Consider the following 12,928-nt stretch of genomic DNA (forward strand, 5'->3'; position numbering starts at 1 on the left):
GAGGTTGTGGCAACGCGGTAAAATAGGCCGAGCCACAACCATTCAATATTAATCACTAATAAGAATAAGACATCGGGGTTTAATCCCATAAAAGGTATTATTAAGAAGTGAGTAGTAATACATCACCAATCGTCATGAACGATAGCCAGCTTTCTGACTGGCTTAAGCAACAAAGTACGGCTTATAAGTCTCCTTTACAAACGATCACCTTTATTTCAATTGTATTATTTGCACTGCAATTGAGCGCATTCTGGTGGTTGGCACAAGTCATGGAGAATCTCATTGTCGACTCTGCGGCTGCAAACCCACGTCATCTGCAATATTTGGCTCTAAGCCTAATTTTCATGCTGCTACTAAGCAAAATGAAAGACGCTATGATGAGTCGGGTTCATCACACTGTTTGTATTGATTTGCAATCAAAACTGCAACAACACATGGAGCAAGGTGGTTATGCCATGATCCGTGGTGAAAATAACTACTTCTGGCAGCAGTTATGGTTAGATCATATTCCAGCAATAGGCAACTATATCACCTACTATTCCCCGCAAAAACGCTTAGCCGCGCTCACACCATTAATTGCGATTGCCATTATATGGCCAGTAAATTGGATTGTGGCTGTGACCATGTTGGTGACGATCCCCAGCCTGCCTCTGTTCATGTACCTCGTTGGCAAAGGTGCAGCCAATCAACATCGTAAGCAATTTATTGCGCTTGAACGCTTAGGTAGCCTGTTTGTTGATAGATTAAAGTCACTGACATTACTGAATATTTTTAACGCTCATCAACAACAAGAAACAATACTGAAAAAGGCCAGCGACGATCTTAATGAGCGCACCATGAAAGTGGTATCTGTGGCTTTTTTATCCAACACTGTTTTAGATTTCTTTTCAACACTGGCCGTTGCATTGGTGGCTGTTTTTGTTGGATTCAGTTTGCTTGGAGAAATTGACTTTGGTATCCCCATCGGGCTTCATCACGGTTTATTTTTATTGCTCGTCGCGCCTCAAGTTTTTTCTGAACTGAAACACCTTGGCAAGTTGTACCATCAAAAAGCACAGGCTGTAGCAGCCGCTCACAACTTAATGCCAATTTATACACAAGACTTAAAAGAAGCGGCCACCAAAGCCCCCTTTACTGCAATACACTGGCAACACTTCCAAATGGATTCTCCGAGCTTAAAAGCCGATGAAATTACGTTAAAAGCAGGAGACTGGGTGCGCTTATCGGGTGACTCTGGTTCAGGAAAAACGGTATTTCTTGAAGCATTAATGGGGCAGCGTAGCGCTAGCCACAGCCTTTCTGCCAATATCGCCATGCTCAATCAGCAAACTTGCTTAAAGCAAGGAAGCTTGAAAGACAACATTACTCTGAATCGTGAAGTTAATGACTCAGCTTTAACGCAAGTATTAAAAGCGGTGCAACTAGACAAATGGGTCGCAGCTTTGCCTCAGGGAATAGAAACCTCTATGGGAGAAGTACCTTTGATCTCTGGAGGGCAACAACAGCGAATCGCCATTGCCCGCATATTACTCAGTGACGCTGATATTTTCTTGTTGGATGAACCAACGGCTCATCTCACAGAAGCCATGCATCAAGAAATTGCTGAAATCCTTAAGCGCTCTTTAGTCGGTAAAACCGTGATTTGGGCTTCTCATAAGACCTTGCCGGAAACGTGGTTTAGTCAACACTGGCAAATCGCCAACTCACAACTCTTAACAGGTAATCCTGAAAATAATGACTAATCCTTTTGTTGCCCTATGCCTTGCGCTCATTCACGCCAGCTCGGGCATCATTCTATTGATTTTTTCATCGTGGTTTATCGCCGCTTGTGCCATCGCTGGTGTTAACTTCAATTACATGCTTCCCGCTGTCGTGATACGTGCTTTGGCATTAATAAGAATAGCCTCAGGATATGGTCAAATGTGGGTGGGTCATCAGCATTTACTCGATCGTATTGCCAAGATTAGACTGCGTCTGTTCAAACGATTACAAAATGCACAAATCCAGCATCACGCGATGGGGACGGATGCCCTCGCCCACCATAGTGAAGCAATGGCTAATTTGTGGATGGCTTGGATCAATCAAAATGCAAGTGCCGTCATTATGTTGCTGATTGGTTTACTCAGTCTCATTATCTGGCTACCTTCATGGCAATGGTCATTGGTGCTGCTACTCGTCGTATATTTAGTCATCATCGCTGTGATGTGCTGGCGCGGTGTTAAGTTGAGCCAGAAGATTGTACTCCAAGCGACTGAATTCCGGCGTCAGTCTAACGATTTTTTAAATAGCGCCAGTATATGGCATTTACAACCCCAATTTACATCGCCTTCAGCAAAGGCGTTATGGCAGGTTAAACGTAGGATCCAGCAGCAAAGCGATAATGCCGCTTTATTGTTGCAAGGCATTGGCTTTAGTATGTTACTCATACTCCTTTTCCAAGCAAATACTCATGCGCTGAGTATTGGTCCTGTAGTAATGATTGGGGTTATTTTGCTTCTCTCGACAAAGGAGTCGCTCTCTCCCAGCTTATATTCACAAAGGGCATTGACTGATTATTTTGTTGCTAAAAACGCATTCTCAACGCTTCCAGTGCAAGATATTCCTATTTTGCCCACTATAGACAACGAGGCAACTCACTCCTTTTCGCTATCAAATTTTAGCGCCCAAATTCCTTTTGCCCCCCAGATATCCATTATCGCTCATACGCCACAAATTGTTTTAATTAGTGGTAGTTCAGGGACAGGAAAGAGCACCTTGTTACAAGCCTGTGCAGGGCATATGGACTACTCAGGAGAACGTTTTCGAAATGGAAAACATATGGAAAAAGGACTATTCCATCCTTGGCACTACATAGAACAACTTCCAAAAGCGCTGAACGGCACAATTTATGACAACCTAACACTTGCCAACTCGGAAGTATCCCCCCAAAAAATTAGCGAAGTATTTGCAAGTGTTGGGCTTGAACATCTAATGGATTTGCAGCAATGGTTGGGCGTAAACGGAAGAACTTTGTCCGGTGGAGAACTCAAACGCTTTGCACTTGCCAGAGCAATGTTATGCGATTTCGACTTGTTACTCGTTGATGAACCATTCGAGGGATTAGATGCCTTGATGCAAGCTCGGATTTCTAATTGCTTAAATCAAATCGCTGAAACCAAGATAGTCATTGTGGCAAGTCATATCACGCCAGATACTCTTCACGTAACACAGCGGATTAACCTTGATCATATATCACTTAAAAATTAGCAATCCTACTCTCGGGGTAAGGACAGGATTGACCTGCATAGATGCATAGATACAAAAAAGCAGAACCGAAGTTCTGCTTTTTTTGAGCGACGCTAACACCAGTTAAAGTCGCTCCAGTAAGAATTTCCGAGGAAATATTAGCGACGTAGACCAAGACGCTTGATAAGGTCTTGATAACGCTCTTGACTCTTACCTTTAAGGTAATCCAACAATTTACGACGTTGGCTAACCATACGCAACAAACCACGACGAGAGTGATGGTCTTTCTTGTGCGAACTAAAATGGCCTTGTAATTTGTTGATGTTATGAGTCAACAATGCAACTTGTACTTCAGGTGAACCAGTGTCGCCTTCTTTTGTTGCATAATCGCTGATAATTTGTGCGGTTTCTTCTTTCGTTAGTGACATGATGTTTCTCCAAAACTACGAGGTATTCTTGCTCAATACCTCAAATTAAGATTCGCCGATCACTAATTCAGCAAATCGATAAGAGCGCGAATTATAGACTTTTACATAAGTTAGGCAAGTAAAAATGTGCATTTCAGTAAAAACGGTTTTGCTTTGTTATCTCATAAAAAAACGGGCCTCAAAGGACCCGTTTTTAAAACGTGACTTGCGCTATTAAAGTTTCATCAGCACTTTAACACTGCCATCAACAGCACTTGCATTTACGTAACCGATTTTATCAGCTTCACTTGCAACGGCTTTGATAACTTCTGCATCACTTCCCAATTTCTGGGGTGGCTTACCTTTACCAGTAAAAATAAGCTTAGACCAGTAAGCCTTTAATTGGCTTGAAGAACGGCTCAACACTTTTTGGTTGAACTCTTCTACTGGTGCAGAACCTTCAGGTTGGTCGATAGGTGTCGCTAACGAACCATCTGCAAAGCTTGACTGTTTACCTAAGAAAATACGCTTAATTTCATCCACATCGACAGCATTTGCGTTTGATGGGTTAACGATTACAGCAATCTCAGAAAAGGCAAAACTCGAAAATAATGAGCACCCTAAAAGTAGATTTGCTAATAGAACTTTTTTCAATTTCAACACGGCAAAATCCCCTCTTAGAATACTAAATCAACACCAAAGTTAATCAACGTACCATCATCAAGTGGGCTGTCGTGCCCTGGGAATAATGGTTCAGCGATGTCTCTTTCGTTGCGACTAACTTCGAACTTAAGCGCAACACCCGCTTCAATGTCATAACGAACACCAGCAGTAATCGTTGTATCTTCAGAGTTACCAGCGTTACTGATAATGTTGTCGAATACACCGTGTAATGGGTGCGCTTCTGGAATAGTATTCCCTTCAAATTCTGGATCATCTTCACGTTGCGCGTAAGTCAAGTGAACAGTGAAATCGCCAAAGCGACGACCTGCCATAACGAACCATGCTTCATCGTTAAGAATAATGTTAGGACGATCCCACTCAACTTGAGTGTACTCAGCTGTGAATAACCAATCGTTATAATCAATGATTGCTGCGAATGCTAAGTATTCAGCATTCTTTTCTTCACGAATATCCCACTCAGCCACAACGTCACCAAAACCAGCAGGTGTTAATACGTTGTCGTAGAAGTTGGCAAGTGCAGAAGGCAAGCCCTGTGTAATATCGGTGCTCACGAAACCACCGCGAAGTGTTAACCAATCATTACTTAGCGTAATGTTGATACCTGTAAACGCATTCGCTTCAGTTGGAATGGTTTCACCAATTAATACACTTTCGATGTCTTCTTCTTCGTTCCCATAGAAGAACTGCCAAGTTGAAGACCAATCACCATGGTTCATGCGATATAGCGTATCTACACCATCAAATGACAGTAATAAGATACGATAGATGTCTGAAGGTGGGCGAATCCATGGATAAGCATAACCAACATCTAGGAAGTCTGAATAATAGAAGAATGGTGCTCTAATACGTCCCGCACGAATGTCCCAGTTACGATTAACTGAGTAAGTTAAATATGCCAATTCAGCTTCAACGTCATAATCATCGACGCCTTTAGCGATAAGCTGTGTCGTTACACTGATCTTGTCGCTAAGCTGCGCACTAATTTGTAGACCCATAACGGTATCAGCAGAAAATGTAACTTCATCGTCATAGCCAGCGAATTGGTGCGTGTCTTCACTAAATCTGCCCCCAACGAAAGAAGCAAAACCACTCAGAGTGATATTGTCCTCGATCGCAGCTTGAGCCTGTGTTGGCAACGCTAAGCTCGCCAACAGCCACGGTGCAAGTAAAGATTTTTTAAATATTTTCATGTGTTTGTTGTTCCAGTTGTTGCAAAAAAACGAATTAGAAAGTGTTACGCCTTGAAACCACTTGTTAAGGTTTGCAATCTCCCCGCCATCTCAGCAAGTTCATTTGCCACATCGGCTAAATCATTCGCTGTACGGTTAGTCGCTTCACTTGTCGAACCAATCTCTTCGACAGAGTCAACAATGTTGTTTGTTACAACGGATTGTTGTTCTGTTGCAGTTGCGATTGTCATGGTCATGCTATTAATGCTCTCGATTGTTTCTTCCAATGACTTAAGAGCTTTACCAGCAGTTGATGCCTTTTCCACACTGGTTTTGACCATTTTCGCACCGGAGTTCATCGTGGCTACTGCCGAGCGTGAAGCTGTTTGTAGTTTTTCGATAGTTGCTTGAATTTCCTCAGTAGAAGCCTGAGTTCTTGAAGCGAGTGTCCTTACCTCGTCAGCAACAACAGCAAAACCTCGTCCTTGGTCACCTGCTCGCGCGGCTTCAATGGCTGCATTCAACGCGAGTAAGTTTGTTTGTTCTGCAATGCTTCTGATAACGTTAAGTACATCACTGACCTGCTCGACGTCATTTTCCAATTTATAAATAACTTCGGCAGCATCAGAAATTTTGCTGTCCATTTCATTAATGGAGCGAATTGCGTCTTCAACAACACTTGCACCTTCACGAGTCAACGAAGATGCATTGTTAACTGAATCCGCTGTTTGTGAGGCGCTCTGCGCGATGTCTTGCACCGCACTATTCATCTCAGTCACAGAGTTAATTGTAATTTGAACACTCTTTTTCTGATCGTTAGTCGTATCGCTGGTTTTCCTAGCCGAACCTTTAACTGTGGAAGCGGTACTGGAAAGTGGGTGCGAAATTTCTAACACAGAACGAATCGTCCCTTGCAGTTTGGTCACAAACGCATTAAAGCGTTCAACTAACTCACCAATCTCGTCTTTGCTATTGGTTTTCAAGCGGACGGTTAAGTCACCATCACCTTCAGAGATGTCTTTCAAAGAATTAATGACATCTGAAAGTGATGCATGAATGCTTCGACTAATTGGAATTGCAGTAACAAAGAGCAAAGCAATAGTAATAACGCCCATACCGATACCAATCTGTACCAGTCGTGAGCTATCTGTATTGGCTTTGGTAATCGAGTTTTCAAACTCCTCATTACGTGCAGTTTTGAAGTCTTGTACCGATTTCTTAAGTTCCCCTAACACCGAATTTAACTCTTCACCCATTTGTGGCAACAGGCTAAAGTCAATGCTCTGTTCTACCATTCCTTGAGCTAAGTTGCCGCCTTTGCCAAAGTAGTCAATGAACAGATCTTTGATATGTTTCAATTCAGTTGCATTAGCAGGAGAAATACCCTGCATTTCACCAAGCTGCGCCTCAATATGCTTCTTTAATTCTTTAGCAAGACTAATTTGATCTTCATCGCCCGTTGTGACAGCAGAGTTAAACGCTGCTTCGACTTTTTCAATATCGTTAGAAAGAGTTGATGTAAGCTGCACAAGAGGAAATTGAACTTTACGAGCGTCTTCAAGTAGGTCGACATTCAACGAGGCGGTGATCGTTGACAAAGCAAGGTAAATGACAAAGCTGATTGTCCCGATAGTTGGAATCAGGAGTATTTTTGCTTTGATTGAGAATCCATTAGTTTCCATAAAGCCCCTTTCATGATGAATAAAATAAAAAACGATTAGACTTTGCTTTAATGGCGCACGAGTCACCCAGCAGCTTCACCTAAAAACCAACAAATCACTTAACTTACCGGTTACTTATCTCTTTGCTATGAAATTTGAAGAAGCATGGAAAATAGTGTCTACAGCTAGCCAAGCCTCTATATTTCCCAATGACACTTCTACATACTCACAACTTTGAAAACTGCCTAAAATCTTCACGTCTATCATTACGCTCTACACTCTTTATTGTGACGATGGATAGACAATTCATTGCTCAATCACTGTAAAAGAAAACTTAAACACTTCAGTATGCTGAACATATCCCTCCGCGTTTATGTTTGTCCCCGTTGAGTCATTTTCCTCAATGACCTTTAAAGCCCTGCTCCCTTTCTGGCCTTTCGCCTACCGAAGTAGCGTGGGAGAACCTATCCCAATGGATCCCGCCGTATCGTAATAGCAGGACCAACTCTAGTCAAATATAATAACCATTCAAAATAAAGCGATTACATCCAAGTGATACATCATTCTACCTATCGGCTGATTTTGCAAAACATAAAATGCTTTTTTTAACTCATATTTGATGAAAAAACTCTTCACATTTTATTAAGAACAATAAATAACAACACAATACTACAAATAGGAAATTGTTTTACAGTTATACGATATCACACGCTTATCATGGCAAACACATGACTAGTCAGGCACTCTAAAATTACGCCAAAGCCCCTTAAAAACAACCATATAACAACACTTTGCTGTAACTATCAAGTATCCTATCACATTATCCCAATAATGAACTTATCACAAATTTATCACATATTGGATATGTATATAATTTCACTTTTATGAAAGTAACATCACTAAAATTTCGACACAAAAAGATAGCTCGACACAAACAATTTTATAGCCTTACTAGTTAAAAAATATTATTAATTAGTGCACTTCTTTTTACCTTATAAAAAGAAATAAATCGTTTAAGCTCTATTTATTGTGTTATTGATTTTCATGTTAAGGTTTAAATACACATAATCATTATTAGATCGGTTGTTTAGTTAACCACCAATTGCATATAGGTGAAAAAACAAACAATGTTTGGTATGAGGCTAAAATGCACAAAAAAAGAGCGACCGAAGCCGCTCTAAACTTTGTGATAACCCTTTAATAGGAAGGAATTTAGAAAGTAGCGATAACTTTTACTGAGTCATCAACGCTGGCGCTATTTACAAACCCAATTTTGTTTGCTGCTCCAGCTACGGCCTTAACCATATCGGCATCGCTAGTGACGTACTCAGGAGGAACGCCCTTTCCTGTGAACACCAACTTCGACCAATATGCTTTCAATTGAGATGAATTTCGCTCAAGAACCTTTTGATTAAATTCATCCGCTATGGGACCTGACTCCATCGCCATCGGCGCTATTTTTGAGCCATCTGGGAAAAGCACATCTTTTCCTAAAAAAATACGCTTGATACTCTCCGTATTAAGTTGACTAGTATTAGATGGATGCACAATAACGGCAACTTCTGCTAACACGTTGCTTGATGTAAACACTACGGTAAAGAAGCCAATCGCCTTGATTAGTTTGTTTCTCATGATAACGACTCCTTAAAAGACGATGTCTAAGCCAATATTGAATAGAGTGCCATCGTCAACATTGCTTTGCTGCCCGGGGAAGAGAGGCTCTGCAATATCCAAACTGTAGCGAGTCACTTCTGCTTTCAATGCAACGCCACCAGCAACGTCATAACGCACCCCTAGCGTTAAAGAATCTTGTTGTTCGTTGGAAATAATGGCGTTTAGCACATTACCAAGAGTGGCAATCCCGGCAGGTACTCCAGATAACGGAATCGTATTATCCTCAAAGTCTGGATCGTCCTCTTGAGTTGAATAAGTTAGGTGCACGGTATAATCACCGAAACGACGCCCAACCATGGCAAACCAAGCGCTATCATGTAAGAAAATACTCGACTTATCCCAACCAACTTGGGTGTATTCCATATTGACTAGCCAATCGTTGTAATCAACTATCATTGCTGCGGCAAGATAACGTGATCTCCGAGGTTGACCTGGGTCAAAATCATCAGCTACGTCGCCAAAACCTGCAGCTCTTATCCCATCGAAAATGGGCACAAGCTCTTCGCTAAAGACCGTCACTTCTGATGAGATATACCCTAAGCGGAAGGTAAGCCAATCGCGGTTAAAGGTCATGGTCAAGCCATAAAGGCCATTTGATTCCACGTTTTCCTCTTCATCTGCCCCATAAACCAATTGGAAAGTGCTATCCCAACCTCCTAAACGAGTTCGATATAACATGTCCATTCCGTCGAAAGAAGCAGCATCAACCCGATAGGTAACTGAAGGGGGACGTATCCATGGGTAGGCATAACCTACATCAAGAAAATCCGAATAGTAGAAAAGTGGAGTTCGGAGGCGACCAACGCGAACATCCCAAAAAGGGTTGACGGAGTAAGTTAAGTAAGCCAACTCAACCTCTACGTCATAGTCATTTAACCCTTTTGAAATTAATTGTGCGGTGACCTTAATATCATCAGCGAGGTCGGCGCCAAGTTGAATCCCTAAAACGGTATCAGGCGAAAAGGAAAAGTCATTGTCGTATTCTAAATAAGAATAACTATCCTCACTAAATTTTCCGCCAACAAATGACGCGAAGCCACTCAACTTTACCTCAGCACTAGCACTGGCTACGAAGCCTAAGGCCGCGATAAGGCAGGTTGCCTTGGACAAAGATTTCTTAAACGTGTTCATGTGTATTCCAGTCTTTATTTATCAAGTGAATGTTAGAGTTAAGCTTTGAAGCCACTCGTCAGTTTTTGAAGCTTCTCTGCCATAACGGCCAGATCATTGCTTACTTCTGCTAGATCCCCTGCGGTACGGTGAGTCGCCTCACTTGTTGTGCCAATTTCCTCAACTGAGCCAACAATATCTTTCACAACAACAGTTTGTTCTTCCGTTGCGGCGGCAATGGTCATCGTCATGCTGCTAATATTTTCGATAGTTTGCTCTAACGACGTTAGCGACTGTCCGGCGGACGATGCTTTTTCTACGCTGCCATCCACCATGTTTGTGCCTTCATTCATCGTTGATACCGCAATACGAGAAGCAGATTGGAGTTTTTCTATGGTGGTTTGAATTTCTTCTGTCGAAGATTGCGTTCTGGACGCTAAAGTTCGGACTTCGTCGGCAACAACCGCGAAACCACGTCCTTGCTCCCCAGCCCTAGCAGCTTCAATTGCAGCATTAAGAGCAAGCAAATTGGTCTGTTCAGCAATGCTGCGTATCACATTCAAGACATCACTCACTTGCGCCACATCTTGCTCTAGTTGGAACACAACGTTCGCGGACTCATTAATTTTCGAGGCAAGTTCATTGATCGAACTAATTGTTTCTTCAACAACCTCAGCGCCTTCTTTCGTTAGTAACGAAGCACTATTAACGGACTCTGCCGTTTGAGATGCGCTACTTGCAATATCCCGAACAGCGTTGTTCATTTCATTCACAGACTGAAGTGTCAGGCTCGCACTTTTCTGCTGCTCGCTTGTGATGTGGCTTGTTTCGTCCGCAGAGCTTTTTACCCTAGTAGCGGTATCTGACAGTGGCATAGCAATTTGAATGACTTCACGAATCGTTGTTTGCAACTTCTGCATGAAGGCATTAAATCCTTCAACTAATTTGCCGATTTCGTCTGCATTTTTTGTTGTCAACCGAACGGTTAAATCACCGTCACCTTCAGAAATGTCATTTAAGGACTTAATCACATCCATTAGTGAGGAATGAATGCCTCTTACAATTGGAATAGCGGTAACAAAAAGAAGGGTAATAGTAATTACCCCCATCACAATTCCAATTTGAACTAACCGAGCACTATCCGTATTTGCCTTTTCAATAGAAGATTCAAATTCATTTGTTCTTGCAGACTCATAATCTTTTACTGAAGATTTCAATTTACCTAATAACGAGTTTAATTCTTCTCCAAGTTGAGGAAGTTTCGCAAAATCAATTGTTTGATGAACCATTCCTTTAGCTAAATTCTCGCCTTTAGAAAAATAGCTATCAAATATCTTTTCAACGTTACTTATTTGCGCTTTAGTTTTCGGTGAAATTTGTTCCATTTTTTCAAATTGCACTTTAATTACATCGTGTAATTTCCTGGCAACTTCAATTTGTTCCTCATCTCCTGTCGTCACAGCAGAATTAAAAAGAGATTCTACTTTTTCGATATCACTTGAAAGCTTAATCGCTATCTGCAACACAGGAAACTGCTCCTTCCCCGCGTTATCCAAGAGTGCAACATTACCCGATGCGGTTAATGTTGCTAAAACCAAATAAATAACAAAGCTGATTGTCCCAATAGTTGGAATCAACAAAATCTTGGTTTTTATAGATAGTCCACTTAGTCCCATATTACCCCAGAAAATTAAATTAAAAGCTTTGAACAACTCAAAGTATCAAACCAATAAAAAATTAACTTACGATTAAACTATAGACAAAATTATTAAGAACCCCACACTTAAAATAAGAAATATTTTAAAATACAAAACTCTTAAATTTGTTTATATTCTGAATAATTAAAGCAGATAATTTAATTTTTTAAATTAACTTTTAGTATGATAAAAATTATTCTTAATTAAATTAAAAAATAAAATATTATCCAGGATTATGGGTGGGTAAATTAAAAACACGGGGAAGAAATTGGGGGTAAATTTAGAAAAATGCCGCCTACTTTTATTTCAAGTAGCACCAGTAAGCAGCACAAATGTGGAATTGAAATTAGAAAAGAAAATATTAAGCGGTGGAAACGAGCCTTTTAGAGGTTAATTGGCCATTTTCCACTTGCCCTATCCCCAAAAAACGTTGTGAGGCATTATCATAAATACGCACTATTCCCTGTTTACATGGCGATTCCAACTTTACGGGCTGTCCATGCATAAGACTGTGGGATTGACAATCACCTAGCTCAACCACAGGAAAATTGTCAACAGCCGCATCAACAGGTAATAAGAAAGTATCAAGGGTTTCAAAACGAAGTTCATCTGAATCTAATTCAGCAACTTGCTGCTGGATAACCTCTAAACTCTGCATTTTTTCAGCAGGATAATTTGCCACTTCTGTACGATGCAAACGAGTAACGTACGCACCACACCCTAAAACCTGACCAATATCGTCAACTAAACTGCGAATATAGGTGCCTTTGCTACAGCGCACACGCAAATCCGCATTCACACCATCAAATTTGAGTAATTCTAGTTGAAAAATAGTAATCGGCCGTGATTTGCGAGGAATATCTATACCAAGCCGCGCATAGTAATAATACGGTTTCCCTTCGTACTTAAGCGCTGAATAGATGGATGGCACTTGCTCAGTTGTGCCTTTAAATTGCTGAATTGCTTGCATAAACTGTTCTTCGGACACATTCACTGGCTTTGTTTCAACAACATCGCCATCAGCGTCGGAGGTAGTCGTGCGTACGCCTAAATGCGCAGTCACTTCATAGGTTTTGTCAGCATCAAGTAAAAACTGTGAGAACTTAGTTGCTTCCCCAAAACAGATGGGCAACATGCCTGTTGCAAGAGGATCTAACGAACCTGTATGTCCTGCTTTGTTGGCATTATAAAGGCGCTTTATTTGCTGGAGTAGGTGGTTTGATGAGCAGCCTAAATGTTTGTCTACTAGAATGACGCCGTCTATATCACGGCCTTTTTTTCCTCGTCTTCCCATATTTTGT

At 41.2% G+C, this 12,928-nt stretch carries 10 protein-coding genes; 2 read left to right on the forward strand and 8 right to left on the reverse strand.

Annotated features, from left to right (window positions below; all coding sequences use genetic code 11):
- Positions 1–107 precede the first annotated feature (107 nt).
- Positions 108–1,742, forward strand: a complete 1,635-nt coding sequence (locus tag HJG39_RS10855; RefSeq protein WP_268409127.1) for an ABC transporter ATP-binding protein/permease — start codon at positions 108–110, stop codon at positions 1,740–1,742.
- Positions 1,735–3,246, forward strand: coding sequence for an ATP-binding cassette domain-containing protein (locus HJG39_RS10860; protein WP_268409129.1), 1,512 nt, complete (start codon positions 1,735–1,737; stop codon positions 3,244–3,246). The genes HJG39_RS10855 and HJG39_RS10860 overlap by 8 nt, the downstream gene beginning before the upstream one ends.
- A 137-nt stretch (positions 3,247–3,383) precedes the next feature.
- On the opposite strand, the gene rpsO is transcribed toward HJG39_RS10860, so the two are convergent.
- The 8 genes from rpsO to truB all read right to left on the reverse strand — a co-directional run bounded on the left by rpsO (position 3,384) and on the right by truB (position 12,921).
- Entirely contained in the window at positions 3,384–3,653 is a 270-nt protein-coding gene (rpsO, locus tag HJG39_RS10865) for a 30S ribosomal protein S15 (protein ID WP_268409131.1), read from the reverse strand.
- A 213-nt stretch (positions 3,654–3,866) separates the two neighbouring features.
- Positions 3,867–4,286, reverse strand: coding sequence for a phosphate ABC transporter substrate-binding protein (locus HJG39_RS10870; RefSeq protein ID WP_268409180.1), 420 nt, complete (start codon positions 4,284–4,286; stop codon positions 3,867–3,869).
- A 23-nt stretch (positions 4,287–4,309) separates the two neighbouring features.
- Positions 4,310–5,506, reverse strand: coding sequence for a porin (locus HJG39_RS10875; RefSeq protein ID WP_268409133.1), 1,197 nt, complete (start codon positions 5,504–5,506; stop codon positions 4,310–4,312).
- 44 nt (positions 5,507–5,550) lie between these two features.
- Positions 5,551–7,167: a methyl-accepting chemotaxis protein gene (locus HJG39_RS10880; protein WP_268409134.1), complete on the reverse strand. Its 1,617-nt coding sequence runs from the start codon at positions 7,165–7,167 to the stop codon at positions 5,551–5,553.
- A 1,191-nt stretch (positions 7,168–8,358) separates the two neighbouring features.
- Positions 8,359–8,778 (reverse strand): phosphate ABC transporter substrate-binding protein, encoded by a 420-nt coding sequence (locus HJG39_RS10885; protein ID WP_268409136.1) that lies wholly within the window; start codon positions 8,776–8,778, stop codon positions 8,359–8,361.
- 12 nt (positions 8,779–8,790) lie between these two features.
- On the reverse strand, positions 8,791–9,951 hold the full coding sequence (locus tag HJG39_RS10890; RefSeq protein ID WP_268409137.1) for a porin: 1,161 nt from the start codon (positions 9,949–9,951) through the stop codon (positions 8,791–8,793).
- Between the two features lie 38 nt (positions 9,952–9,989).
- Complete coding sequence (locus HJG39_RS10895; RefSeq protein WP_268409138.1) at positions 9,990–11,642, reverse strand: methyl-accepting chemotaxis protein; 1,653 nt, start codon at positions 11,640–11,642, stop codon at positions 9,990–9,992.
- A 346-nt stretch (positions 11,643–11,988) separates the two neighbouring features.
- Positions 11,989–12,921: a tRNA pseudouridine(55) synthase TruB gene (gene truB, locus HJG39_RS10900; protein WP_268409139.1), complete on the reverse strand. Its 933-nt coding sequence runs from the start codon at positions 12,919–12,921 to the stop codon at positions 11,989–11,991.
- Between the last annotated feature and the right edge of the window lie 7 nt (positions 12,922–12,928).

Origin of the sequence: Alteromonas sp. a30, assembly GCF_026788005.1 — a bacterium.
GTDB lineage: Bacteria > Pseudomonadota > Gammaproteobacteria > Enterobacterales > Alteromonadaceae > Paraneptunicella.